19 protein-coding genes are annotated in these 26,895 nt (G+C 34.1%); 10 read left to right on the forward strand and 9 right to left on the reverse strand.

From position 1 onward, the window contains the following. Nucleotides 1–86 precede the first annotated feature (86 nt). The 3 genes from IHE43_RS20305 to IHE43_RS23735 all read left to right on the forward strand — a co-directional run bounded on the left by IHE43_RS20305 (nucleotide 87) and on the right by IHE43_RS23735 (nucleotide 2,474). Nucleotides 87–539, forward strand: a complete 453-nt coding sequence (locus tag IHE43_RS20305) for a response regulator (protein WP_192185597.1) — start codon at nucleotides 87–89, stop codon at nucleotides 537–539. A gap of 719 nt (nucleotides 540–1,258) precedes the next feature. Next, the gene (locus IHE43_RS20310; protein ID WP_192185598.1) at nucleotides 1,259–2,020 is read left to right on the forward strand and encodes a phosphatase PAP2 family protein; all 762 of its coding nucleotides are present in this window, start codon (nucleotides 1,259–1,261) and stop codon (nucleotides 2,018–2,020) included. Between the two features lie 169 nt (nucleotides 2,021–2,189). Further along, nucleotides 2,190–2,474, forward strand: coding sequence for a response regulator (locus IHE43_RS23735; protein WP_225585225.1), 285 nt, complete (start codon nucleotides 2,190–2,192; stop codon nucleotides 2,472–2,474). A gap of 102 nt (nucleotides 2,475–2,576) precedes the next feature. On the opposite strand, the gene IHE43_RS20320 is transcribed toward IHE43_RS23735, so the two are convergent. The 9 genes from IHE43_RS20320 to IHE43_RS20360 all read right to left on the reverse strand — a co-directional run bounded on the left by IHE43_RS20320 (nucleotide 2,577) and on the right by IHE43_RS20360 (nucleotide 18,171). Then, on the reverse strand, nucleotides 2,577–3,473 hold the full coding sequence (locus tag IHE43_RS20320; RefSeq protein WP_192185599.1) for an AraC family transcriptional regulator: 897 nt from the start codon (nucleotides 3,471–3,473) through the stop codon (nucleotides 2,577–2,579). 58 nt (nucleotides 3,474–3,531) lie between these two features. After that, the gene (locus IHE43_RS20325; RefSeq protein ID WP_192185600.1) at nucleotides 3,532–4,350 is read right to left on the reverse strand and encodes an SDR family NAD(P)-dependent oxidoreductase; all 819 of its coding nucleotides are present in this window, start codon (nucleotides 4,348–4,350) and stop codon (nucleotides 3,532–3,534) included. A gap of 898 nt (nucleotides 4,351–5,248) precedes the next feature. Continuing rightward, nucleotides 5,249–8,062 (reverse strand): pitrilysin family protein, encoded by a 2,814-nt coding sequence (locus IHE43_RS20330; RefSeq protein WP_192185601.1) that lies wholly within the window; start codon nucleotides 8,060–8,062, stop codon nucleotides 5,249–5,251. Between the two features lie 11 nt (nucleotides 8,063–8,073). Continuing rightward, nucleotides 8,074–10,341 carry a Gldg family protein gene (locus IHE43_RS20335; RefSeq protein ID WP_192185602.1) on the reverse strand — a complete coding sequence of 756 codons (2,268 nt, stop codon included), beginning with the start codon at nucleotides 10,339–10,341 and terminating at the stop codon, nucleotides 8,074–8,076. An 11-nt stretch (nucleotides 10,342–10,352) separates the two neighbouring features. Beyond that, a complete protein-coding gene (locus IHE43_RS20340) occupies nucleotides 10,353–11,300 on the reverse strand; it encodes an ABC transporter ATP-binding protein (RefSeq protein ID WP_192185603.1) in 948 nt (315 codons plus the stop codon). 63 nt (nucleotides 11,301–11,363) lie between these two features. Next, nucleotides 11,364–12,734: a RagB/SusD family nutrient uptake outer membrane protein gene (locus IHE43_RS20345; RefSeq protein ID WP_192185604.1), complete on the reverse strand. Its 1,371-nt coding sequence runs from the start codon at nucleotides 12,732–12,734 to the stop codon at nucleotides 11,364–11,366. 11 nt (nucleotides 12,735–12,745) lie between these two features. Next, the gene (locus tag IHE43_RS20350) at nucleotides 12,746–16,060 is read right to left on the reverse strand and encodes a TonB-dependent receptor (protein ID WP_192185605.1); all 3,315 of its coding nucleotides are present in this window, start codon (nucleotides 16,058–16,060) and stop codon (nucleotides 12,746–12,748) included. A gap of 261 nt (nucleotides 16,061–16,321) precedes the next feature. Next, nucleotides 16,322–17,362 carry a FecR family protein gene (locus IHE43_RS20355; RefSeq protein WP_192185606.1) on the reverse strand — a complete coding sequence of 347 codons (1,041 nt, stop codon included), beginning with the start codon at nucleotides 17,360–17,362 and terminating at the stop codon, nucleotides 16,322–16,324. Between the two features lie 212 nt (nucleotides 17,363–17,574). Further along, on the reverse strand, nucleotides 17,575–18,171 hold the full coding sequence (locus tag IHE43_RS20360; RefSeq protein ID WP_192185607.1) for an RNA polymerase sigma factor: 597 nt from the start codon (nucleotides 18,169–18,171) through the stop codon (nucleotides 17,575–17,577). Nucleotides 18,172–18,646: 475 nt separating this feature from the next. On the opposite strand from IHE43_RS20360, the gene IHE43_RS20365 reads away from it, so the two are divergent. The 7 genes from IHE43_RS20365 to IHE43_RS20395 all read left to right on the forward strand — a co-directional run bounded on the left by IHE43_RS20365 (nucleotide 18,647) and on the right by IHE43_RS20395 (nucleotide 26,878). Continuing rightward, nucleotides 18,647–19,129, forward strand: a complete 483-nt coding sequence (locus tag IHE43_RS20365) for a CAP domain-containing protein (protein WP_192185608.1) — start codon at nucleotides 18,647–18,649, stop codon at nucleotides 19,127–19,129. Nucleotides 19,130–19,462: 333 nt separating this feature from the next. After that, entirely contained in the window at nucleotides 19,463–20,221 is a 759-nt protein-coding gene (locus IHE43_RS20370) for a glycosyl hydrolase (RefSeq protein ID WP_192185609.1), read from the forward strand. Between the two features lie 178 nt (nucleotides 20,222–20,399). Next, entirely contained in the window at nucleotides 20,400–20,750 is a 351-nt protein-coding gene (locus tag IHE43_RS20375) for a hypothetical protein (RefSeq protein ID WP_192185610.1), read from the forward strand. 295 nt (nucleotides 20,751–21,045) lie between these two features. Then, nucleotides 21,046–21,741 carry an ABC transporter ATP-binding protein gene (locus IHE43_RS20380; RefSeq protein WP_192185611.1) on the forward strand — a complete coding sequence of 232 codons (696 nt, stop codon included), beginning with the start codon at nucleotides 21,046–21,048 and terminating at the stop codon, nucleotides 21,739–21,741. 30 nt (nucleotides 21,742–21,771) lie between these two features. Then, nucleotides 21,772–24,063: a TonB-dependent siderophore receptor gene (locus tag IHE43_RS20385; protein WP_192185612.1), complete on the forward strand. Its 2,292-nt coding sequence runs from the start codon at nucleotides 21,772–21,774 to the stop codon at nucleotides 24,061–24,063. A 5-nt stretch (nucleotides 24,064–24,068) separates the two neighbouring features. After that, on the forward strand, nucleotides 24,069–25,520 hold the full coding sequence (locus IHE43_RS20390; protein ID WP_192185613.1) for a DUF3526 domain-containing protein: 1,452 nt from the start codon (nucleotides 24,069–24,071) through the stop codon (nucleotides 25,518–25,520). A gap of 2 nt (nucleotides 25,521–25,522) precedes the next feature. Next, nucleotides 25,523–26,878 (forward strand): DUF3526 domain-containing protein, encoded by a 1,356-nt coding sequence (locus tag IHE43_RS20395; protein WP_192185614.1) that lies wholly within the window; start codon nucleotides 25,523–25,525, stop codon nucleotides 26,876–26,878. Nucleotides 26,879–26,895 lie beyond the last annotated feature (17 nt).

Consider the following 26,895-nt stretch of genomic DNA (forward strand, 5'->3'; position numbering starts at 1 on the left):
AAAACAATTAACAGGTTTACATCAATATTTTGCAGATTTCAAAATCCTTGCCTTATTAGTATTCTTCTAATAATAAAAAAACAGATATGACTTTACAAAATACCCGAATTCAAAAAAATATTTATCTCGCAGATGATGATGATGATGATCGGGTCATGTTTGCAGAAGCGCTATTTGAAATAGACAGTACTGTAATTTTAACCCAAGCACAGGATGGTCAAGAGTTGATGGATATTCTTTGTAAGCAGCCAAATCCTTTGCCCGATATTATTTTCATGGATATTAATATGCCCAAACAGGATGGCCTTAAATGTTTGGAAGAGATAAGAAATCAGCCCGGAAATTTGAAAAAATTATTCGTGATCATACTTTCCACTTCCAGCGATCCCTTGGTTATAGACAAAGCCTTTAAACTCGGAGCAACATTTTATGCTGTAAAACCAAGTACATTCGACGAGCTAAAATCATTCATTAAAGCGGTTTTACAAATAGACTGGTTTTCACTTGAAAAAAGTAATCTAAAGTTTAGAATAATTTAATTTCTAAAATGAAAAGCTTTTGATTCAAAAGATTGCCACGAGTATAAATTTATGGTAGTCTTACTCCATCAAAATATGATATTTGATTCATTTGGGTGATTTAACATATTTATTTTTTAATTTTGATCTCCAACACATGAATTATAGTATTCATTTTAAACAACTTAACTGTTAGTTTCTCTGTAAAAATTTTCAAGGATTAGCATTTTGAGTTTCGTAGCAAAATAGATTAAAAAATTTAAAAAAACGCAGGAAATATGCGGGTTCCGAACTTAAGGTTCGAATCCTGCTCTCTCCACTAAAAGGGTAAAAGAAATAAAAAGGTCACTTTTTTAATCTTTTCAAAAACCCATAAAAAACATGGTAAACCTGCCAATCCTAGGATTCGCAGGTTTTTTGCTTTTAAGGCAGTTTTCAATCTTTGTAAAAGTTTTGTGGTAAAATCGTGGCATATTGTGTTTTTGGAAACTAGAAATCCAGCAAAAACAAGCATTACAGAGATTAGGTTCGAAACTTTATAAAAACCTTTATAAACCTTTTACCTAAATAATATAAAAAAGAAAAGCATTTAAAATGCAACTGTGTAATGAAGTGACTAAACAAAAATAACGGTAGAACAGAGTATAATTAGACTATTTTTACAATATTGAAAAATAGTATTAACTTTATTAAAAACTTACTATTATTGTTAATATGCCAATTAAGATAAAATCTTTTTAATGGAAAAATTGTTTATAATAATTACTTCACTCCTTTTTCCGTACTTTGCCTTGGGGCAAAATACTGTAGCAAAGGATTCTGTAGCAATTGATACCGTTAAAAATATTAAGTTTAATTATAAACAGCTTATCATTCCGGGTATTTTAATAGGATATGGCTTTTGGGGTGCTGAAAGCGGACAAATAAAAAGTTTCAATTTTCAGATTCGCGACGAATTTACAGAGGACATTGATAAAAAGGTTACAATAGATGATTTTTCAAGATATGTTCCTGCTGTTTCTGTTTATGCACTTAATGCGTTTGGGGTCGAAGGAAAAAATAATATGCGTGACCGCTCTGTCATTCTGGCGACTTCAACAATTATAACTGTAGGATCTGTTTTTGCCTTGAAGTCAGTAACCAATGTAGAACGCCCGGATGGGTCTTCCAATAATTCATTCCCTTCTGGTCATACCGCTATTGCTTTTGCAGGGGCAGAATTTTTATATCAGGAATATAAAGACAAATCAATATGGTACGGCGTGGCGGGGTATGCAGTTGCTGCCGGTACTGGAATATTTCGCATGTACAACAACAGACACTGGCTTACAGATGTAGCCGCAGGTGCAGGAATTGGAATTCTGAGCACCAAAATTGCCTATTGGATGAATCCTTATATTTCAAGAAAACTCTGGCATAGTGAACAAAATAAATCGACATCATTTATAGCTCCATCATACGATGGTAAAAATTTCACTATCTGCTATTTTAAAACATTTTAAGATTATTAAATTTTAATTAAGCCCCCTTTTATTCCGTTTTTCTTCAGAATTCATTTGTAAATTGCAGCATGAAAATTCTTACTATTGAAGATGAGCGCGAAATTGCGCAAAGCATCAAAGACTACTTTAAAACCAATGGCATTCAATGTGAAACCGCCGAAAACTATGATTGGCACTCACAAAAATACACATTTATGATTATGACTGGATCTTATTGGATCTTATGCTGCCTGATGGTGATGGATTTGATATTTTAAAAGAGTTAAAAGCTAAAAATAAAACCGAAGGGGTTATTTTTATTTCTGCAAAAGAAAATCTCGAAACTCGTTTGAAAGGATTTAATATCATAGCAAATTTAAAGCTTCTGCTGTTCTTAGTGCATAAAAGCTTTTCCCGTTTTAGTATTGATAATTTTTCCCTCTATGCTATTTACAGCAGCTTTTCCCGCGGTTAGAAGAATAGATTTTTTCTTGAACTTTTTTGTTTCAAAATAAGGTATGATAATTTCTAATTCACTATCATTAAAATCAGTAAATTCTCTGAAATTTCATTTTTTTTAAGTTCGTTTATCATCTCTAAATATATTAGGAGTCATTCCAACTTCTTTTTTAAACAAACGAGAAAAATAGGTAGCATTTTCAAACCCCAGAGAAACAGAAATTTCAGTAATGTTCATTTTTCCTTCCTTCAATAAATTTTTTGCTTCCGAGATCAGATAGAGATGAATAAGTTCTAAAGCAGTTTTTCCAGTTTCTTGTTTGAGTAAATCGGTTAAATATTTGGATGATACATGGAGTTTTTCTGCCAAATAGCTAACTGTAGGAAGACCAAAATCCTCATTTGTTTTGTTTTCGAAGTAAAGAGACAGTAAATCATTAAATTTGGTAAATGTAGCACCTCTTAAATGTGTACGGTCAATAAATTGCCTTTTGTAAAAGCGTTGTGCGTATTTAAGCATCGTATCAAGATGGCTGAGGATTATAACCTTACTGTAATCATCAACATTATTACGATATTCCTTTTCCATTGTTTTTACCAGATTCCATATGGTTTTCTCTTCGCTTGGAGAAAGATGCAGTGCCTCATTTGCCTCATATTCAAAGAAACTGTATTTCCTCATTTCGTGGTGTAAAATATTACCAGATAAAAAATCTTCGTGAATTGCAATCACAAAGCAATCTTCGTCTAAACGAATATTTTTAAACGCTATAATCTGGTGCGGTTTTATAAATGACATCTTCCCATGGTCGTGGTCGTATTTTGTTTTACCATAAAGTACACTTCCTGATTCAAGCTTCTGGAAACCAATAATATAAAAATCAGTAGTAAATTCTATATCATCACTCAGATTGCAGGTAAATTTGGTACCATGTGAAACGCAGAAAAGCGGATGCTCAGGAGGCTTGATTCCAATAGCCTGAGTAAAAGCGCTAATTTTATTGAAGTGATTCATTTTTTTATTTTTAAAAGAAAAGCAGAATCCGACGAATCCGATCCTGCTAATTTAAACTTTATTTTCCGTGTGCCGCCACAGAAACTTCCTGCCATTCATCCCAGGTTTTCATACGTTCGCTGTAAGCGTATTTAATCCATTGGATTCCTGCCTTGCCTAAAATCAATCTTAAAGGCGGATTTTCTGTATCGACCAGTTTCAAAACAGCTTCTGAAGTCGCTTCTGGTACACCATAATCTTCTGCTTTGTTTCCTTCCTGAAGGGCTGCTCTCACAGCGTCATATTGTTCTAACGGTTTACTTTGCATTGCAGAAGATGCACTGAAATCAGTTTCATAACCATTTGGCTCTAAAATAGTTACTTTAATTCCAAATCCAGCCACTTCTGATGCCAAAGATTCACTTAGACCTTCAACAGCAAATTTAGAAGCACTGTAAATTCCTAATGTAGGCAATGCTACAACACCCAACGCACTCGAAAGCTGTATGATATGCCCTGATTTTTGTTCGCGCATTATAGGTATAATAGCCTGTGTTAACCAAATTAGACCAAATACATTGGTTTCAAATTGAGCACGGATTTGCTGTTCTTCTAATTCCTCAATTGCACCTAAATGACCGTAACCAGCATTATTTATTAATACATCAATTTGCCCAAAATGTGTTTTTGCTTTTGAAACTACTTCAAAAGATGCTTTTTTATCGGTAACATCTAGCTGTAAAACCAATAGATTATCTGGAAATTGTGCCACAAGCTCCTTTAAAGAATCTGTATTTCTTACTGCTGCCACAACATTATCACCTCGTTTTAGAAAAGTTTCTGTCCATATTCTGCCTAAACCGCGAGAAGCACCTGTTATAAAAATTGTTTTTTTCATTGTAAAATATTTATTGTTTTAATATTAAAACAAATTTCCATGAATCGAGGTTAATGACTATGATACAAAAGTCGGCAATAATGAAACGTTTTAACCAAATCTAACAATATATCATATACCAAAAATAATAGGTATAAAAAACGACTCTTTAGTCTTTCAGGCCAAGGATACCCGCAGGATTCGTTGAGAATTATAAGTAAAATTCAATTTTGAAAGCAATTCAAAGATTTAAATTCAAATAAAGATGAGATAAAGAAGAATATTTCTTTGTCTCATCAAGTGACTATAGCGTGATTCAAACCATTAAGCTCATCCATTTTCTAAGTGCATCTATAGATACCCCTTTTTAGAGACGTTTGCGATTGCCCACCACCATTGAGCTCACATCGGTTTTAGACGATACTAGGTATTTGTACAGGCTCAATTATGCCTGTAATGTTTGACAGGGGTAAATCTGCCAAAATTCTGAAATATCTGGGAAAGCATAAATGCCCTTAAGTCAAGGAACAAGTCAATGAGTATTTTCTCTTTAAATGCTAACAAAAATAGAAAGTCGGATGTATGGTTTTTGATTTTGTCATCTTACACTATGGGCAGAATACGCAGCAGCATATACATGAAAAGTTAATCGAAAAAGCAAAAGTGATATTATCGATCACAAATTTACCGGCCAGCGAGATTACATTTAGTTTAAACTTTGAATATCCGCACTTTTTCAATGAGCTGAATAGTAGTTTCATAGAAATAAGACCCTGCCTTTGTTTAGCCCTATTTCGCAACAGACAGTAAAACTTTACAATTAAAGGCAATTCCATTGTAAAGCATTCAACAGAAAAGGCTGTCTTGGTAAAGACAACCTTTAATGACTAATAAAATAAAAAAATGAATCTAAAGTATTTTACTTCCCGGATTGCTTTTCCGGGCTCATAACTACTTCGACACTTGTAGAACTATCCAAGACGTGCTTACTAAACTCCTGAATAGTTTTCTGATTAATTTTAGAAATTAAGTTTTTATATTCTTCATCCTGTAAAAACGGAATCTGATTTAAGCTGTTATTATAAAGAGTGTTGTTCCAGAAAGAATTTGTTTTAAGTGATTCTTCCCTATTTTTTAGAAGTGCTTTTTTAATATCTTCTAAATCGCTGGCGTTGATCGGATTTGATTTTAAATCACTTATTTCTTTCCAGACAATCTGCATTAGTTTTTCTTGTTTATCAGGATCACAGTCAAAAGTCAGAGCCAGTTCAAAAGTTGGTGTAGGAATCAATTCCAGGTTTCCGCCCACATTTACGCCGTAACTGCCGCCTTCTTCTTCTCTAATAGTCTGCAGGAATCGTTTGCCTAATAATTCTCCAATAACATACATATTCATTACATTTTCTTTGCTGTACGCTACTTTTCCGGTTAGGTTAAGATAAACAGTTGTTTTAGGCACATCCATTGGACGTTTGAAGTGAACTATTGTTTTACCCTTTGCAGGTTCAATATTGTGATCGACAAAATTTTCTTTTAAAGCCGGATTTGAATTTATATTTCCGATGTATTTCTGAATCAGTTCTAATCCTGATTCTGGAATGTTTCCAACAAAAATAAAAGTGAAATCTGCCGCATTTTTAATTCGGTCGCGGTAGATGTTTTCTGCTTTTTTCAAATCGATTGTTTCAAGAAATTTTTCATTAAAAAGAAAGGTTCTTGGACTGTGATTTGAATTTGCTAAATCAATAGAATCTTTAAACGCGCTTCCATTATCTTTTTTAATTGTTTCTAAACGGTTTTGGTACTGTTCTTTCAGAATATTGAAAATGTTCGGGTCAAAACGCGGCTCTTCAAAAGAAAGATAAAGCAATTGCAGCATCGTTTCAAAATCAGCTTTGTTTGAACTTCCTTGAAAACCCTGCGTATTTTCGCCAATAAATGGTGTTACCTGCGCTACTTTCCCTGTTAGTTTTTCTTTTAAACCAATATTATCAAAACTTCCTAAACCGGATGATCTTGCAATTGTGGTTGCAATTTCTGCAGATGTTAAATCTTCTGTTTTTACCAATGATTTCCCGCCTTTAGAAAAAGCAGAAAAAACAATCTGATCTTGCGAATACGTTGTTGGTAATACAATTATTTTAGCCTCATTTTCTAAAATATATCCTTTTGCTCCCTTAATTCCGGTTACATCATATGTTTTTTTAATCGCAGCAGGTTTTAAATCTTTTTCGATTAAAGCGGCATTGTTTACTTTTTTAGTATAAGGTTCCAACGTTTTGTTTTCTACCTTTTTCATTACGTTTACAACAGCTTCCTTAGTCGGAAAATTGATTTTATCCTCTTCAGAACCAGTAACTAAAATAACCTGATTGGTTGGTTGTTGTACCGTTTTTGCGTGAGCGTTTAATTCCTCCAGAGAAATACTGTTTATTATATCTACGATTTGCTTGTAATCATCTTCTGGCGCAAGAAACGGTTTTGCTTTTAAGAAATAATCGGTCAATTTATCTGCCCAGGTTTCATTGTCGACTTTATCTTTATTGCTGATAAAATCATCGTATGAACTTATAAAAAGCTTTTTGGTTCGGTCCAATTCAGTTTGTAAAGCGCCAAAACGGTTTAAACGTGCAGCTTCTGTATAGGCTTCTTCAAATGCTTCCAGCGTTTTTCCTTTTTTGGCAGATGCCGAAATATTATATGTGTTGCTTAATCGTGAAATGCCACCAAAATAAGTACTCAAATTTAAACTAGAGGCTTGGTTTTTTAGCAGTAATTCTTTAAAACGACTGTTTAAAATGTTAGTGTAAAATGAGTTCAGTACATTTTTGCGTGTTACGTTATTGTCTTTTAAAAGCGGTTCATCAAAAATATAGCGTAACGTAATTACCGTCGATGAAGCTTCCTTATCTGCAGCAGTTCCAAAATACAATTCATCGTGTTTTGGAATTGCTTCATAGGTTCTGACTGCTGCTTTTTTTGCAAGCGGAATTCCCGAAAATATCGATTTTACTTTTTGCTCCATTAGCTTTACATCGATATCTCCCACTATAATAACGGCCTGTAAATCTGGCCTGTACCATTTTTTATAGTAATTGCGCAATTCTGGATATTTAAAATTATTAATGATATTCAGATCGCCAATTACATCACGTTTGCTGTATTTTGAACCTTTGTATAAAACGGGATCAGTCTGCATTTTTAAACGGAAATCACTTGTTCTGCGGGTTCTCCATTCTTCTCTGATAACACCTCTTTCTGCATCAATTTCTGCATCTGTCAAAGACAAAGCGCCAGACCAGTCGTGTAAAACCCAAAGCGTCGAGTCAATTAGTTTTTGATTGTTTACAGGAACTGTGCTAATGTTGTAAACGGTTTCATCCTGAGCGGTATAAGCGTTGATGTCTTTACCAAAAGTGACTCCGTTTTTTTCAAGCATTTTAATGATTCCTTTTCCTTTAAAATGTTCTGTTCCATTAAAAGCCATATGTTCCAGAAAATGCGCCAAGCCGTTTTGATTGTCGTCTTCGAGTATAGCGCCCACATTTTGAACGAAATAAAAACTCGCTCTGTCTTTTGGTTCTTCGTTATGCAGGATATAATACGTTAAGCCGTTTTTTAATTTTCCGGTGGTCACGTTTTTATTAAGCGGAATTGTGGTTTTGAATTGGGCAAAGACGCCGTTAAAAGACAAAAACAAAATTCCAAGGATGATATTTTTTGTAGTTTTCATTTTGATATTTTTTATCTTCTATTTCTTCTAATTAATATAAAAGCGCCACTTAATATGATCAATAAAGGGAATAGTCCGATGAAAACCAATTTATTAATGAAAACCTGATTGGCATTGATGGTTATTTTCTTATCCATACTTTCGGGACGAGTCGTGTCAATAGGAAATTCATAATTGTTGAGCCAACTGAAAATATCGGTTACAAACTGAAAAGTTCCCGAACCGCCTCGGCTTAACTCGGCATTGCCCATAAAATCTGCATCACCGGAAACTATTATTTTTTGCGATTTACCATTTATATTTCTCGTTAAGGCTACTACAAGCGGAACGGCTGTTACAGAAGGCTGTTTCTTTAAATCTTCAGAAACAGAAGTAATTGCTGTTTGCGATTCCCAAGCCGGCTGGTTATTTGTTTTTAAAAGAGGTGTTACTTTAAATCCTGCATCTTTAGTGGTTTTAATTCCGCTGCTTCCTAAAAGCGGAATTGGGTTATTGTTTCTGGTTTTACTAAATTTAATAATATCAGGGTTTGTGTTTTTTTGAAGATCTGTTACTAAATAATCAGGAGAATTGGTTTCGCTTTCCTGCACAAGGGTTTGTTTGGTATAAGTTAACCCTAATTTATCTGTTATAGCAGCAAGAGCTGAATTGGTTTCAGGTTCTGCCAAAAGCATTAAATTTTTCCCCTGGTCGATATATTTAGTAATACGGTCAATAGCGCCCTCACTCAATTGTGTTTTTGGATCGGCAATAATTAAAATATTTGTTTGTTCGGGGATATTCTGCGCATTAATATCTACAGTAGAAACATCAAACCCCTGATTGATTAAGGAGTATCTAAATGTTATTTCATTAAACCCTGTTTTGTAATTTTTATCTCCGTTTTTGTCAATGCTGCGCTCCATGTTTCCGGTTGCAAAAATAATTTTTGGAGCAGGGACCACTAATCGTTTTAAGGATGCAGAGATTTCTTTTTCGCTGGGAACTTTAAACAAATCGTCAAACATTCTTAAAAAGGTCTTTTTTCCATTGTATTCAACCGTTCTTACAACTCGGTTTTGCTCTGGTTTAAGATCAATAATCTTTTTAATTTCGGCAGGAGAATATAATTTTTTTAATTTTAAATTCTGCGTTTCGATCATTTTATCGGCAAGCTGTTTATCATTCAGTCCCGGATTTTGTGCATACAATGCTTCATTGTTTGACGTGTCATAATAATACACATATTCCATTTCCATTTGGGGTAAAAAACGGGTATAATTTTCAAAACTGGCAATATCTGAATTTTGAGAGTAAGGCATGGCCATATAATAGTTTATATCTAATAAGTTTACGTAAGTGGTTAACTTAATTGGACCGTCTATTTTTTTGACAATATTTAAGCTGGTTTGGGTCAGTGTTCTGTCTTTTGTTCTGGTCATATCATAATACAATGACAGGGAAGCTGTTGACGTAATATAACCAAGTGCAAGAACTACACTTATTAAAGCAGTATATTTTAAAACTCTTTGGGAAACTGACTGCGCATCTCTTCCGGTTTGTAATTTGTAAATACTCAGTCCAATAAAAAGACTGCTTACTAAAATAAAATAAAATACATCTTTACTTATTAATAGACCTTCGAGCATTTCGTTGGCACGTCCGGCGATAGAAAGAAAATAGGTGATGTCTTTTACATATTCGATATCCTGCCATAATTTGCCAATAAAATTTAGTCCGGCCAAAACAACTAATGTACTAATGGCGGCAACGACTTGATAAGAGGTAAGGCAGGACATAAAAAGACCGATTGCGGCATAAGTACATACTAATAAATACAAACCAATTAGTCCTGAAATGGCAAATTTAAGATCTAAATTATCAATAGAGAAATAGGCAATTGTTACCTGCAATCCCAATATTCCAACAAATAAAAGGCAGTAAGCTGCTATGGCTAAATATTTCCCTAATACGATATCTTTAATTTTAATGGGAGAAGATAGCAGCAGTTTGATAGAGCCGCTGTTTATTTCACGGCTCACCAAACCCATTGTCAATAGTGGAACATATAGATATAAATAATTCTGCATTTCTGTATATAAACCGTTGAAGCCCGAAAATATAATCTGAGACAAGTTACTAAGACCTTCTCCTATTTTTTGCGCTTTTTCAAATCGTTCAACAGAGTCGAAAAATTTCCAGCTCGACTGGATTGAAAATATAACTAAAACGACCCATGCAACAGGCGAATAGAACATCGTATTGAGTTCCGTTTTAGCAATTCTGTATATTGTTTTCATTTGTTTATTTTTTAAGAAAGAATAGTATTTTTAGAAGGCGCTTTTTTTGATAACTGGGCAAAAATTTCATCCAGAGATACTTTTTCGAATTGGATTTCGCGCAGTTTCCAATTGTTGTAAACGCTTAGTGAAATAATTTTTTCAGCAACATCCTGCGAGCCGGTAAAGGTGACCCGTACTTTTTTTGGAGTTAGGAAAACGGCATCTTTTATTTCCGGAATTGCAAGTAAGGCCTCAACTGCTGGCGGGTTTTCAAAACTTGCAGTCAATTTATCAGCTTCGATATAGTTGTTGAAAGCATCCAGAGTATCAGAAAAAACCATGTGCCCGTTTTCAATCATTCTGATATCCTGACATGTAGCCTGAACTTCAGAAAGAATATGTGAAGAGAATATTACAGCTTTATCTTTAGAAATCTTTTTAATTAAATTTCTAACTTCTAAAATTTGATTTGGATCAAGTCCGTTTGTAGGCTCATCTAAAACTACCAGTTTTGGTTCGTGAATAATAGCCTGGGCAATTCCCACACGCTGACGATATCCTCCGGAAAGATTACGAATTAAACGATTGCTGAAGTGCGAAATACCACATTGTTCTTTGGCTCTTTCAACGGCATTTTTTAAATCTTCTTTTTTCACATGACGAAGTTGTGCGCAGTGAATTAAATATTCATTTACGGTTAAATCCAGATGCAAAGGCGGTGTTTGGGGTAAAAAGCCAATTAGTTTTTTGGCTTCAACAGGGTTTTCTTTTAGGTTAATTCCGTCAATAAAAATATTGCCGCTGGTTTGGTTTAAAACGCCGCAAAGAATATTCATTGTGGTTGATTTTCCTGCGCCATTAGATCCTAAAAGACCTAAAATTCTATTTGTTTTAATTTCAAAACTTATATTTTGAATCGCCCAATCCTTACTGTATTGATGCGACAAGTCCTCAACTCTTACAATTGTTGTTTCCATAGTGTTTTTTAAAATCGCAAGAATGTATTTTTATGAAACACATTCTTGCGGTATTTTTAGTATTTAATATCCTGTATTTTGGATTAAGAAAGGATTAGAACGCATAGCAGGTTCTGGTATTGGAAATAAACTGTCGGTAGTTTTCCAGATTTTATCAGACAAAACAGAGAGTGTTTCATCTAGTTTGCCGGTTCTCTTAAGATCCAGCCATCTGTGCCCGTTTTCTGCAAAAAACTCACGTTGTCTTTCCAGAGCAATTAAATCCAGAAGCTGGTTTGGATCTGTTAAAGCAGTACTGCCTAGTAAAGCCCTGTTTCTAATGACGTTAATATCCTGCTGAGCTCCGGTAATATCATTGGATCTTACTCTGGCTTCGGCTCTTATTAAATAGAGTTCTGCCAATCTAAGTATCGTTGAGCGTTCTATAGGAGAATTACCAAATGCGTTTTTATATTTATTTGGTGCAATACCTAAAAATACTCCGTTTCTATCTCTAATGTCAATGGTCCAATTTGTTTTTCTGGCATCACCAGTTTCAAAAAGTGCATTGCCTTTTCTTAGCAGTAAAGTTCCTCCTGTTGTAAATACCGCACCTCCTTCGTAGGTATAATTAACATTAAAATACGGTATTTGAAGGATGGATTCCTGATTATTTGTAATAAACGGACTGTTTGCCGATGTTAAACCAGTAATTATTTTATAAGCTCCTGTTTCGTTTATGACAGCAGAGGCATGCGCAGCAGCATCACTCCATTTTCCTAAATAAAGATTTACTCTTGCTAATAAAGCTTCGGCAGCCCATTTTGTAGCTCTGATTCTTTCATCATCATAATTGCCATAATTGGTTGGAAGATCTTTTGAAGCATCTGTTAAGTCCAGCAAAATTTGTGCATACACCGTTTCTTGCGAAGATTGCGGTAACAACGCAGACACATCTACATTTGTAGTAAGTACTAAAGGCACATTACCCCAGAGATTGGTCAGGTAAAAATAAGAATACGCTCTTAGAAATTTTGCTTCGGCAATCCATTGTCTGCTTTTGGAAGCATTAAGTGTAGTGCTTTTAGTAATTCCTTCGATCACGTTGTTAGCGTTATAAATAGTTTTGTACAATTCGCCCCAATTACTGTTTATAGTTCCGTCAGTTTCCGGAATTTCATTAGAACTGTAAAAATTTGCAATACCGGTTCTTGGTACTAATTCGTCAGCAGTTTGTCCAAGAACAGAATGTACTCTGTTATAATAAAAATCGGCCACCATGCTTTGGTAGATTCCGTTTACAGCAGCCTCGGCTGTAGACTCTGTAGAGTATACACTTTCTGATGATAATTGATTGCTCGGAAGATCAACATCCAGAGCATCATCACAGCTTGTAAGTCCTAGTAAAAGAAAAAACGAAAATATATAGGTATATTTAGTTGAAATATTTTTCATGATTTTTAGATTTAAAATGTAAACTGAGTTCCTAGAGTGATTGTACGCAATGGAGGCAATGCCAATCCCTGCGTTTCCGGATCAAGGCCTTTGTATTTAGTAAAGGTTACGAGGTTTTGCCCTTGAAGAGAAATACGTAAGCTTTGCAAATATTTCTTCGTTGCCTCATCTAAAGGAATTTGGTACGAGGCACTTACATTTTTAAGTTTTATATACGAGGCATCTACAACAGAAGCAGTTGATCCCAAATAGTTAAAGAAACTATTTTGGAAACCTGAACTTAAAACATTTCCTTGTGCTATATAATCGTTGTATTCATCCACCTGAAAATTAGCAGTTGAGTAAGGATAACCTGGCTGTGCGCCAGTTGCAGTCATTAAAGTGGTACCATCTTGTTTTACGAATTGAAACAAAAAGTCTAGCGTAAAGGCTTTATAGCTAATAGTGTTTGAGATACCACCGTAATATTGAGGATAAGAAGGCCCATAATATCTTCTGTCTCCTCTGCCCGTCTGAGCATATCCGGTAGAGATTCTTCCGTCTCCGTTTAAATCTTCAAATTGAGCAATACCAGCAGCATTTACACCTGTATAATTGTATAAATATCTGCCACCTAAAGGTCTTCCAACAACATATTGAGAATAATAGCTGGTGAACTCTATACCAGGAAATGATACTAATTTATTAGAATTGGTTGAGATATTAAAAGAGGTCGACCAATTTAAGTTTTTAGTATGAATATTTGTTGTACCAAGAGTAAATTCCCATCCTTTGTTTTCAACTTCGGCTGGTAAATTTGCCGTATAAGTCGTAAAACCTGCCTGTGCACTAAGAGTATAGTTTACCAATTGATTACTCGAAGTATTTTTATAATAAGCTGCAGTAAAAGATATACGGTCGTTAAAAAAACCTAAATCAAGTGCAGCTTCAAATTTCTTTGTTAATCCCCATTTGATGTTAGGGTTTGCAATTCTGGCTGCAGCCATAGAAGCATTTCCGTTACCGTAAGTACGAGTGTCAAAAGTTTCAGCATATTGATAGTCTCCAATTTCGTCACTTCCTATTTCTCCATAACTAGAGCGCAGTTTTCCAAAACTTAATACTTTAAGACCTTTCAGGAAATTTTCCTGCGTAAAGACCCAGGCACCACCCACAGAACCAAAATTTCCAAAACGATTATTCGCTCCAAAACGTGATGAACCATCTCTTCTAAAGTTAACATTGACAATGTATTTATTGGCAATATTATAGTTCAGTCTGCTAAAAAGAGAAATGTATTTATATTCTACACTTCCATTATTAGCCGTTACATTTTCTGCAGTTCCAAGGTTTCCAATTAAATTATCTGAACTATACCCACTTGAACTAACGTAAGAAGGCATCTCAGACTTTCTATTCTGCCATGAACCTCCAACAAGCGCAGTCAAGTTTCCTTTCCATAATTCTGTTGTATAATTAAGCTGAGGCTCGATAGTAAAATTATTGGTATTATTGGTCGAAACGGTATACGACCTTTGAAAGTTTGAATCATTTCCATTCGCTTCAGCATACACATGATTAGTTGCCGATGCTGGCATGAACTGTTTTGTTTGCATTTGAGCCCGTCCGTATCCCAAATCTGTTTTAAAAGAAAATCCTTTTGCAATTTCATATTGAAGGCTTAAACTTGTAATTAAATTTAATCCTTTATCTTCTACTCTTTTATCTAAAGCAGCAAGCGGGTTTATATCGCTAAAGTAATCCGGTGACCAGTAATAGCTTCCATCTGCATTGTATAACGGACGGTTAGGAGCAGTACCCACTGCATACGTTGTGATATCAAAAAACGGAAGTTTATTATTATCTGTCGCAAAAATTACAGAAGCCCCAACTTTTAATTTTTTATCCAGCGTACTGTGATTAATATTAAAGTTAGTAGAAAATTTATCATAGCTAAAATCTCCCGGCACAACTGTAGTTTCTTTATGATAAGCACCACTTAAAAGAAAATTTGTTGTCTCGTTACCGCCTTTTAATGAAGCCGAATAATTATTGAAATTAGCCGTACCGCCTATTAATTTTTTCTGCCAGTTTGTTTGCGCATTTGGGTCCCAGTCTGTAATAGCAATACCGTTACTATCAACATCAGCAACATCACCATTATTATCTAAAGCAGTTTGCAGCATATTTAGGTAAGCAGGAGTGCCTAACGTTTTCACCATATGCGCCACCTCCGAAACTCCGGAATTAGTTGTTATAGTAAACTCAGTTTTTCCGGCTTTTCCTTTTTTAGTACTAATAAGCACAACGCCATTTGCACCTCTTGAACCGTAAATTGCCGTTGCATCTGCATCTTTTAGGATTTCTATACTTTCGATATCATTTGGATTAATAATGTTTAACGGACTTGTTGATTTTTGAGCGCCTCTAATAACACTTTGATCCTGTACCTGTTCTTTAATATCATCTCCAATGTAAGGAACACCATCTACAATATAAAGAGGTAAATTATTTCCGGCAATAAAATTTCGACCGCGAATACTGATGTTCATATCACTTCCTGCATAACCGGAAGTCTGTGTTACAAAAACACCCGGAGCTCTTCCCTGCAGTGTCTGTAGAATATTGGTTATTGGTTGTTTTTCAATATCTTCAGAAGTAATCTTCACTACAGATCCCGTTGAAGTTCTTTTGGTTGTTGTTCCGTAACCAATAATTACGATTTCATCCAATTTAGCCAAATCGGGCTGCATTTTGATGGTAACCGAAGTTTGGTTTTCTACCGTAATTTCTTGTGTTTTGTATCCTAAATAAGATATTTTCAACACGTGTTTTCCCGATGGTAATTCAATATAAAATTGTCCGTCAAAATCAGATACGCCTTGTTTATTACCTCCTACAAGTAATATACTTACACCAGGCAACGGCCCCCCGTTTTCATCCAGAACTTTTCCGTTGAGCATATAACTGGCATCATCAGAATTTTCTTTTTTTGAGGCATTTACATCAGTTTTTGCCATTTCCTTTTTGTAAATCACGACACTTTTATCTACTTGTTTGTAAACTAAATTGCTGCCCTGAAATACGATATCCAAAATATCACTTACACTTCTTCGTCCTCTTGGTGTGGTAACTTTTGGAAAATCTTTTATGATCTGTGGCTGATAAGCAAATAGCAAACCAGTTTTGCTTTCAATACTTTTAAACAGGGTTTTAATGTCCTGATTATGAAGTTCAATATCTACTGATATGGATTCTAAATTTTGACCGCTCATTTCGGTTGCAAAGACCATATGCGTACCGCACGTTAATAAGAAAATGTGGAATAAACTGATTCGCATGATCATAATGGTTTTTTTTGACAAATGGAAAAAAGAAGATTTCTTTTCCCTGTCAAACATGGTTGAGTTACAGCGTAATTTCATAAATTTGCATGTTTTTTAATGGTTACTGGATTAATTATTAAGAATCTCGGCCATCCGGTGTAGGAGCTGGATGGCTTTTTTATTTTAGTTTTTGGTTAGTTGTATTTGTTTTTTAAAGGTTAGTATTTATTTTTTTAAGCGTTCTAAGTAGGAGATTAGTCAGCCTTATCTATTGATTACTGTTTATTCACAGCCCTTACCATCAATGGTAATAATGTCTGGTTTGTTATATTGATATTGTGTTTCAACAACACTACAGACTACTTTAAGAACATGATCTAAATCCTCTTCATTAAGGAAACTTGCCGTAATTCTGCAATTTTTAATTTTGTCATTAGATAACAAAATCTGCACTTTATACTTTTGCGAGATTAGAGCAACTGCTTCCTCCATATTGATATCATCCAGAATCAGATAATTACTTTTCCACTCCGTTACAACCGCGGCGCTAACATTATTCTGATGATAACTCAATGTATTTTTGTTAACTTTAATTTGTTGATTCGGTGTGATTATACCGTATATTTTATCGGTATCTCCAACCTGAACCTTACCACGCGCTACCGTAACTTCAATATCATCAGAAGAGTTTCGGGCATTAATATTAAAAGCAGTACCTAAAACTTTAGTTTGCACCTTACCTGTATGGACGATAAAAGCCTTTTTTTCGTTTCTTTTAATATCAAAAAAAGCTTCTCCCGTTAATGTAACTTCACGTGTTTTACCGTTAAAAGAATGGCTGTATTTTAAACTGCTGTTGTCGTTTAATAAAACCGTACTTCCGTCAGGAAGATGTATCAATTGTTTCCCGCTAAAAGCAATTAATGTGCTTTCTTCTACTGCAGTGTGTTCTACAACCTGAAGAGGAACTTCAGGATTTGACTTAAACAGAAAAGTACTGCTGATCGCTGCTAGTAGAGCAATACTTGCTGCTGCTAAAAGTAAGCGAAGGGTCTTTTTTCTATTTCTTCTTTGAGGTTCAAGCGAAATTAATTTTGATTCGCTTTTTGGTTTGGATAAAATTTTATTAAGAATGATTTCTCCCTGCTGCTCGTCCATAAAATCTGAAACTTCATTTTCTTTCAATGAAGTATAAATTTCATTTTTTATAAAAACATCATATTGATCGGTTTTTACAGCTTGCATGAATTGCTCCAGTTCCTGATCTGAAAGTTTATTTTGCAGGTAAAGATCAAATAATTTTTCAAACTCTTCTTTTTCCATTACTTTATAATTACTATTTATAGTATTTTTTTATTCAGGCACTTTTGTCATTATTCCAAAATTGAAAAAATAATATTCATCTTGGAGATTATCATTATGACGCCCGTATATTATAAAGACAGTTTAAAAGAGGGTAAGGAGTAGTCTAAAGTTAAAAAAAAGTAAAATTATTTTAAACAAAAAGGTAAACAATTAAAAAACAAGTGGTTACACTATAAGTTTTGAGTAAAAAAATAACTAAAACTTACTGCGATAAGATTTATATGACGAGCAAGCTGTATACGAATTAGTTTTAAGGCCTGTGCCATATGTTTCTTAACAGTTAAAGGTGAGATATCAAGTATTTCTGCAATTTTTTGGTGGCTGAGCCCTTCGACCTTAGCCATTTGATATATTTTTTGCTGCTGTGGAGGAAGTTTCAGCAGGATTTGATTTAAAAGTACATTATACTGCTCGTCTTTTAAAAAAGAATCTGTTGCGTTAAATGAAAAATCATTATGCTTCATGTTATTTTTAAAAGTATCTTCTCTCGCTATTTTTTTAATCATATTGAAAATATGGTTTCTACCCGAAATAAAGAGATAGCTTTCAAAATCGGTTATATCTTTAAGTTCTTCTTTTCTGAGCCAAATTTTCATAAATACATCCTGAACTACCTCTTCAGACAGGGTTTTGGATTTGGTGATTTTTAAAGCTGATGCGTAAACAACATTTTTGTACTGGTCATACAAAATGGTAAAGGCCCGTTCATTGCCAGCTGCTAATTCATGCAGAAGTTCATTTTCGTTAAAATCAATATTTAAAGACATAAAACAACTTATTAATTGAATTTAGCAATATTATAATTTTTTTATGGACTTAGTATAGTATAAATTAATAAGTCACAAAAATATCATTTTGATAATTTTAAAATATAAATTTTATAGATTTTAAAATATAATTCCTTTTTATTAAGGATGATTTAAGGGTCAGCCAAAACTTTGAAATACAAATCTCACATTAAAAAAAAGGCTTTCAAATAATAAAATTTTATTTCGATGTTTTATTGTTACTTTCGGCCAGAATTACTAATTCTGAAGTATTTCAATTTTAAATTTAAATGGTCTTGTATCGAAATTGGATAATCTATAATCGGGTTGTAGTATTGATGTAGTAATATATTTTCAGTACTCTTTTATTAATAATCACTCATTGATCAAAGAATATTATACGCTTTATGTACCTTGTCTTAGGAGAAAAAAGCAGCTTTCCATATCTTTACATTATAAATAATAATCGATTGCTATGACCTTAAAGCATTTTATTTACATCACTTTCACCGCCTTATTATTTATCTCATGTGATAACGATAATGATACTCCTGTTGTTATTGATACAAATGTTACAGGCTCTGTTTTGATCGAAATAAACAAACTTAGAGTGATGGGTTGTAAATGTGGTGCCGATGATATGCCTCCTGTACCTCCATTAGTAAGCAGTTCGATATTAACACAAACTGCGATCAATTATGCCCATGATATGAATGTACGAGATTTTTTTTCGCACATATCTCCGGAAGGTACAAGTCCTATACAAAGAACTTTTGCTCTTGGTTATACCGGCATGTACGTAGGCGAAGTAATTGCCCGTAATTATAATACTCCTGCAGAAGTTGTAATAGGATGGAAAAATAGTGAAGACCATTGTAAAGCTATCATGAGCATCACTTATGTTGAGATGGGTGCCGGAAAATCTGGAAATATATGGGTAGCCAATCTAGGAAAGTAAACTACTTTTCTTCACCTAATTACTATCTAACTATAACAACGAAGTAAAAACAATTTTTCTCTCCACAAATAATCAAATTCGTAGAATTATTCTTACCACATTTAAGAATAAGCCCATTTTATTTTTTATAAATTATAATATTCTCAGTTTTTTATTTTATTTATAGTCAATTTAACCATAAGTAAAAATAAATTTTACATTTTACCAGGTTATAATTATTTTTTTATGATTATAATTGAAAAATGTATCTGTTTTTTATTAAAAATTATGCTAAATATATAATTATCAATATATTAGTACAACTATTTTAATTAACCTTAAACTGAAATTTTTATGAAAAAATCAATTTTATTTGTAGTATTAAGTCTTATGTTTATAAGTTGTGAAACAACTGAGACAAACAAAGATTCAGAAGTTAAAGCAGCATGGTCATCGTCAGCTCAATATGCCAGCTGGTCCAATGGTGGTTATACCGTTTACAACAACATATGGGGTTCTGGCGCCGGAAGCCAATCTATATGGGCAAATAGCTATAGTAATTGGGGACTTTGGGCAAACCATCCTAATACAGCGGGTATCAAATCATACCCAAATTCATCCAAATACATAGGTAAAGTACTGAATACAATCAATACACTTAGTACTAGTTTTAACGCCACTACACCTAGCGGAGGTGCGTGGGTATCTGCCTATGATCTTTGGGATAGCAATAAAGCTAATGAAATAATGTTGTGGTTGAATTATACAGGAAACTCAGATGGTTCGGGGAATGTAAAACCAATTTCTTATAATTATTCATCAACTGGTGCTGCTGTTCCGGTATATACAAACCAAAGTATTGGTGGTCACACCTGGAACGTATTCCGAGGAAACAATGGTTCTAATAATGTCTACTCCTTTTTACGTACAACAAAAACCAATAGCGGAACTATTGATGCAAAAGCAATTTATAACTGGATAAAAAACAAAGGATGGTTTGGAAATATCACTGTTGGAGATATTCAATATGGGTTTGAAATCTCATCCTGTTACGGTACAAATGGAAATGGGGTAAATTATACCTGTAACAGCTACTCTGTAACCAGCAATTAATTTATAAAAAATTATAAAACAGACTCAATTCTTTAAGTTGAGTCTGTTTTTTTTATAATAAAATGTAAATAAAAATACTATCATAGGAATATTTAAATAAGAATTTTATATTTGCAACAAAGTTGCGTTAGATTAGGTATAAAAAAGTCCTTTCTATGCAAAGATTTTCAAAACAAGAATGAAAAAGAAAATTGTCTTAATTAATCTTTTTGCCTCTTTAACTGTATTGTTTTCAATGCTGTTTCAGACCCTACATTCTTATGAGCATGCCTACAAGCAATTAACGGAGAAACATTGCAGCCATCAATCTGTTGACGGACAAAAGCAAATCACACACAGCCATTCTGCAGACAACAATTGTCACATTTGTCATTTTGCTTTTAGTACGTTTATTCCAAACACATTTCCTGCTTTATCATTTCATAAAGTAAACATTGAAACTTGTTATGTATTCTTTTATACAAAACCTACTTCTGCTTTTTTTAAAGGCAGTCTTTTTGCATTAAGAGCACCTCCTTCTGTAATTTAGTTTACTACATTTTATTTTTCGAAAATTTAAAAAGTACTTCTTGCCTTTCATTACCGGCAGAAGGACACTTGTTTGTTATTTTATTACATACAATTCTATTTAAAGAAATTGTATCTAATAAAATTCAAAAAGCATTTTCATTTTTCAGATTTCAATAAAAGTTATACTGCTGAATCGTAGTAAATTATTTCATTATTTCTCTCCAAATAAAGACAAAAAAAATCCGGTTTGTTGCGTTTGCAACGGCTAAGAATTTCTATTTCTATTTTTAAAATTCATCCAAATACATAAAACTATGCTTATAGCTGAAAATCTGACCAAAAAATATGGCGATCATATTGCTTTAAACAAATTAAATTTAACCATTAAAGAAGGCGAAATCTTTGCCCTTTTAGGTCAAAATGGCGCAGGAAAAACAACTACTATTAATCTCTTTTTGGGCTTTATAGAGCCAACAGCCGGAGAACTGAAAATCAACGATATCTCGGTTATCGATAACGCTCAGGAAACCAAAAAATATGTTGCTTATATTCCGGAAACTGTAATGTTGTACACAAATTTAACCGGTATAGAGAACTTAAAATTCTTCTCCTCTCTTGCCGGATTTAAATATTCGACCGGAGAATTGACTTACTTCCTTACAAAAGCAGGTTTGCAAAATGCAGCACACGATCAGCACCTGGGAGGTTATTCTAAAGGAATGCGCCAAAAGGTAGGAATTGCCATTGCAATTGCCAAGAAAGCAAAAGTGCTATTATTAGACGAGCCAACAAGCGGTTTGGACCCTAAAGCTTCTAATGAATTCTCTCAGATCCTTAAAGAACTTTCAGCAGACGGAACGGCAATATTAATGGCAACACACGATATTTTCAGAGCCAGAGAAGTGGCTTCTCACATTGGAATCATGAAACAAGGAAATCTTGTAACGGTTATCAAAGCAGATAAAATCTCGGCAAACGAACTGGAGAATTTGTATTTACAAACGGTATAAAAAGGAAATCCAATTTCCACCATCACAAAAATGAAACATCTATATTCCTTTATATTTTTAATAATTAGTACACAAGCACAATCCCAAACAATTAATAACACACACACAGACAGCATCGCACAGGATTCTGTAAAGATGTCAAGAAATGAATTGCAAACAGTTGAAATTGTAGGCCGTTCGACAAAAAAATACAACAGCGATTATTCGTTTGCTGCCACAAAAACTGCAGCATTAAACAAGGATATTCCACAATCTATATCAACGATTACCAAAGAATTAATTGCTGACAAAGGCGCTTTTTATCTTGCCGATGCCGTGAAGATGGCAAGTGGTGTGATTCCGGCGAGTTATTACAATCAATACACAATTCGTGGAATTAGTCAAAATGAAGAAGGGCAGATCATAAACGGAATGCGAACAAGACAATACTATTTTCTTCAGCCATTGACCACTAATATCGAACGTGTTGAAGTAATTAAAGGTCCGTCGAGCGCCACATTCTCTTCTGTAGATCCTGGCGGAAGCATTAATCTGGTGACCAAAAAACCTTTGGCGGTCGATAGAAAAGAAGTGAGTCTGAGCGTGGGGAGTTTCAGCACTTTCCGCGGAAGCTTAGATTTTACGGGACCTCTTAATGAATCTAAAACCCTTTTGTATCGTGTAAACGGAGCATATCAGGAAGCAAAATCATTTCGTGATTTAGTGAATAATAAGTCATTTTTGATCTCTCCTTCTTTCAGTTATATCCCAAATGAAAAAACGGCTATTAATACTGAGTTGATATTGAGCAATATGACCGGAATTCTGGATCGCGGACAGCCTATTTTTGGAGCTGTTGCAGGAGTAACCAGTTTAAATAAAACACCAATTAGCTTAAATCTGGGAGCTCCAGGTGATTTCTTTAAGTCGAAAGAAATGATTTTCACAACCAGTTTCGCACATAAATTCAGTTCTAAAATTGGTTTTAATGCGCAATATATGAAACAATCCTGGACAGAAAATCTTCAGGAACACAGAACGACAAACGGTTTTGCGGTTGACATGAACAATCAGCCTGTAACTAGTTTAGCAATGATGCAATTTGTGCAACGCCAGCAATATTGGGATATCAACAATTTGAGTACTTATTTTAATTTTGATTTAAAAACCGGAAAGCTCAGGCATAAACTATTAACGGGTTACGATTTAAGCAGTTGGAATAAAACCAAAGGCGGCGGACAAAATGCCGCAAGAGGTTATTTATTAAAAGACGGAACCATAGCCAACTCGTTTGTTCCTGCAAACGCTGCTAATTATCAAACTACAACCGTAGAAGGAGTTGTTCTGCCAAAACCGAATGTCAATTATTTTAATCTAAATAATCCAACTTATACGATAACAAGTGCAGACGATTATACGCTGAATGTGAGAACTGCATTGCCATCAGCATTAACTACTACAAATGCGATTTACATTCAGGATCAGATTCAGTGGAAAAAATTTACTTTTTTACTTGGTTTACGAAACGAATGGTTTGAGGACATTACCAATTATGAATCAAACAATGAACTGACCGTCAAGAAATCGGCTCTATTGCCCCGTGTTGGTGTGACTTACGCGATTAACGATAAAATTAATGTTTATACAACTTATCTTGAAGGGTATCAGCCGCAATCGAATACAGTTACTTTAATGCCACAAACTGGATCTTTACCGGCCGGAAGTTTGTTTGATCCGCTTGAAAGTAATTTGAAAGAAGCAGGAATAAAAGCTACTTTCTTTAATAATTCAATGAGTTTTAATGCAGCGCTTTACGAAATCAATCAGCGCAATATTCTGATGAATGCCAATGATCCTGCAAATCCTGATCTATTGGTTACAAGAGGTGCAGAAAGAAGTCGTGGTTTTGAATGTGATCTGGCAGGTTACATTACAGCCGATTGGCAAATAAACGCATCATACAGTTACATTGATGCTGAAATTACTAATGATCGCGACGCTTCGTTAATTGGTGCAAGAAAACAAAATACGCCAAAAAACAGCGCCAATTTATGGACACGCTACAACTTCAACTCCGATTCGTTTTTAAAAGACCTGGGAGTTGGTTTCGGAATGCAATACCAAAGCAGCAAAGTACCCTGGTTTACAAGAGCTTTTACGCTTCCTGATTTTACTGTTTTTGATGCGGCTGTTTATTACAAACCCAACAAAAGCAACATGCAGATTGCCCTGAATGCAGGTAATTTATTCAACAAAACCTATTGGTTAGGCGCTCAAAATTATTTGAGATTATTTCCCGGAGCTCCGAGAAATTTCAACCTTACCATAACTTATAAATTTTAAGCTGTATGAAATCATTACACACAGAAATTTTAATTGCCAAACATTTAAAGAACTCTGTTTTTAAGAATACGGCTGTCTTTATTATTATGCTTTTTATTGGCCTTATCCTACTGTATGCTGTTTTATCGGGTTGGAAAAATTACACCAGCCAAAACAAAACCAGCGAAAAACACCAGCACGAATCCCGCGAAGACTGGCTGAAAAATCCGGATAAAAACCCACACCGAATGGCACACTACGGAAACTTTGCTTTTAGAAAAAGTACGCCCTTAAGTGTCTTTGAATTTGGAATGGAACCTTTTTTCGGAAATGCTATCTTTCTGGAAGCGCACAAACAAAACACTGCCAATTTCTCTGAAGCCGGATTCTCCAGCAGTATGCTCAGATTTGGAGAAATCAGTATTGCAATGGTTTTACAAATTCTAATGCCATTACTGATCTTTTTCTTAGGATTTAATGCGGTCGCAGCTGAAAGAGAAAACGGCACTTTAAAACTCCTTTTAAGTCAGGGAATCAGTTGGAAACAGCTTTTAATGGGCAAAATTTTAGGTATTGTAAGTGTTATTATGATGCTTTTTATTCCGACCATTCTGATACTTGTTTTCATTTGGTTACTGCTTCAAAACTTTACAATTTCGGCAGATGAAACGATCAAAATGTTCTTGTTTATTCTCTTTCATTTTATCTATCTGATCTTCTTTTGCGCCATTGCTGTTCTGATTTCGGCTTCTGGCAAAACACCCAAGAAAGCGTTGATTTCGCTAATCGGAATTTGGTTAGTTTTTACTATTATTTTGCCAAGAACGACTCAGGCAATTGGGGCTTATATTTATGAAGCACCCTCTAAAATTCAATTTCAGAGTAATATCGAAAAAGATATTCTCAAACAAGGAGACAGCCATAACCCAAACGATTTACATTATAAAGCGATCAAAGATTCACTTTTGAGCACTTATAAAGTCGATTCGGTACAGAAACTTCCTTTTAATTATTCGGGTTTTATAATGACCGAAGGCGAGAAAATAAGTTCTAAAATATACAATGAACATTTAGAAAAATTACTTACGGTTTACGAAAAGCAAAACAGTTTTTCTAAAGCAGTTTCTTTTATAGATCCATATATCGCCATCAAGAATTTATCAATGGGGTTATCCAACACTGATTATGATTCGTATATCGATTTCCAGAAAAAAGCCGAAGCATATCGCTATAATATGGCACAGAAAATGAATGCCCTGCAGGTAAAATACATCAGTAATATAAAACCGGGACCAAACGATAAACCGCTCACAATTGGCAAAGAACATTGGGCTGATATAGCCGAATTTCATTATGAACCAAAAGGAATTACAGACGTTTTAAAATCTGAAATCATTTCTGTTATTTCCATTATTCTCTGGATTATTATGCTTTTTGTTTTCATTCGAATTGCAGCCAAAAACCTTAAAGCCATATAATTATGTTAGCATTACTTTTTAAAAATTTCATACGATCAAAAGGAACCAAAATTGGGCTTATTTTTCTTTTACTAATCTGTTTTATAAGTCTTTTAATTGGACAGCAATTTCAGGAAAAACAACAAAACAATATTGTTGAAGCTGTCAATTATCAAAAAAAACATATTGCCAGAAATGCAGCCTTTCATAAAGATGAAATGGGACTTCTGCTCTATTATATTAAATTTTCACTGATCAATAAAACGTTGCCTATTAATAGTTTGTCCATTGGTCAGCGCGATGTAAACCCGTCGATACAAAGTGTTACGATTCGGGGTTTAGAAGGACAGAAATACGACTCAGAACTTAATAATCCGAATAATCTGTTATCTGGAAATATCGATTTTAGTTTTGTTCTGATTTATCTTTTTCCGCTGTTAATCATCGTGTTTTCCTATAATTTAGTCTCGGAAGAAAAAGAAAGCGGGACCTGGAAAATCGTGGCGACTCAAAGTGGAAACACGTTTTTATACATTCTGAAATTATTTTATATCCGAATTTTAAGTCTGATTGCACTTTTAACAATTGTGCTTTTTATCGCTGTATTGTTTTTGAACATTCCTTTTGACAAATCACTTCTAACCTTTTATATCATTGGTTTTTTATACATTTTATTTTGGTTTGCAATTTGTTTTTTTATTGTTTCATTGCATAAAAATTCAAATTTCAATGCCGTTATTTTGTTAACGATTTGGTTGTTTCTAATCATTATTTTGCCTGCTACTATCAATACTTATATTGTCAATCAATACCCAATTCCCGAAGCTTTAGAATTAACCGTTAAGCAGCGAAATGCCTATCACGAAAAATGGGATATGGATAAAAAAATCACAATGGATCAATTCTATGATCACTATCCACAATTTGCACATTATCCTTTGCCCAATACAGAGTTCAGCTGGCTTTGGTATTATGCCATGCAACAAGCGGGAGATGACGATTCGGTAAAACAATCTCAGGAATTAGAAAACAAATTAGAACAACGAAATAGAGCAAGTCAGCTTATTGCGCAATTTGTTCCCACTTTGCATGCGCAAATTCAGCTTAATGAAATTGCCAAAGCCGATTTAGGAAATCAGCTTTTGTTTTTGAAAGAAACGAAGCAGTTTCACGAAAAAATGCGATTGTATTTTTATTCCAAAATATTTGATAATGCTGATGTGAGCAAAGAAAACTGGTCTAAATTTAAAGTTGAAACTTTCAATGATTCTTCTGAAACTAGCTTTTCAAAAGCATTTTTACCATTATTGATTTTTAATTTAGCATTAATTGGTTTAGGATGGATGAATTTTAGAAAAAGTAAAAATTATTTTTTTTAAAGGATATTAAATTATTG

Origin of the sequence: Flavobacterium sp. MDT1-60, from assembly GCF_014844035.1 — a bacterium.
Classification (GTDB): Bacteria; Bacteroidota; Bacteroidia; order Flavobacteriales; family Flavobacteriaceae; genus Flavobacterium.

Bases quoted from the DNA above. Each gene is read 5' to 3' on its own strand.
- IHE43_RS20375 (WP_192185610.1), top strand. From the start codon at position 20,400: ATGAAAAAGAAAATTGTCTTAATTAATCTTTTTGCCTCTTTAACTGTA.
- IHE43_RS20340 (WP_192185603.1), bottom strand. From the start codon at position 11,300: ATGGAAACAACAATTGTAAGAGTTGAGGACTTGTCGCATCAATACAGT.
- IHE43_RS20360 (WP_192185607.1), bottom strand. From the start codon at position 18,171: ATGTCTTTAAATATTGATTTTAACGAAAATGAACTTCTGCATGAATTA.
- IHE43_RS20305 (WP_192185597.1), top strand. From the start codon at position 87: ATGACTTTACAAAATACCCGAATTCAAAAAAATATTTATCTCGCAGAT.
- IHE43_RS20330 (WP_192185601.1), bottom strand. From the start codon at position 8,062: ATGAAAACTACAAAAAATATCATCCTTGGAATTTTGTTTTTGTCTTTT.
- IHE43_RS20380 (WP_192185611.1), top strand. From the start codon at position 21,046: ATGCTTATAGCTGAAAATCTGACCAAAAAATATGGCGATCATATTGCT.
- IHE43_RS20320 (WP_192185599.1), bottom strand. From the start codon at position 3,473: ATGAATCACTTCAATAAAATTAGCGCTTTTACTCAGGCTATTGGAATC.
- IHE43_RS20355 (WP_192185606.1), bottom strand. From the start codon at position 17,362: ATGGAAAAAGAAGAGTTTGAAAAATTATTTGATCTTTACCTGCAAAAT.
- IHE43_RS20310 (WP_192185598.1), top strand. From the start codon at position 1,259: ATGGAAAAATTGTTTATAATAATTACTTCACTCCTTTTTCCGTACTTT.
- IHE43_RS20365 (WP_192185608.1), top strand. From the start codon at position 18,647: ATGACCTTAAAGCATTTTATTTACATCACTTTCACCGCCTTATTATTT.
- IHE43_RS20395 (WP_192185614.1), top strand. From the start codon at position 25,523: ATGTTAGCATTACTTTTTAAAAATTTCATACGATCAAAAGGAACCAAA.
- IHE43_RS20325 (WP_192185600.1), bottom strand. From the start codon at position 4,350: ATGAAAAAAACAATTTTTATAACAGGTGCTTCTCGCGGTTTAGGCAGA.
- IHE43_RS20350 (WP_192185605.1), bottom strand. From the start codon at position 16,060: ATGATCATGCGAATCAGTTTATTCCACATTTTCTTATTAACGTGCGGT.
- IHE43_RS20335 (WP_192185602.1), bottom strand. From the start codon at position 10,341: ATGAAAACAATATACAGAATTGCTAAAACGGAACTCAATACGATGTTC.
- IHE43_RS20390 (WP_192185613.1), top strand. From the start codon at position 24,069: ATGAAATCATTACACACAGAAATTTTAATTGCCAAACATTTAAAGAAC.
- IHE43_RS20345 (WP_192185604.1), bottom strand. From the start codon at position 12,734: ATGAAAAATATTTCAACTAAATATACCTATATATTTTCGTTTTTTCTT.
- IHE43_RS20370 (WP_192185609.1), top strand. From the start codon at position 19,463: ATGAAAAAATCAATTTTATTTGTAGTATTAAGTCTTATGTTTATAAGT.
- IHE43_RS20385 (WP_192185612.1), top strand. From the start codon at position 21,772: ATGAAACATCTATATTCCTTTATATTTTTAATAATTAGTACACAAGCA.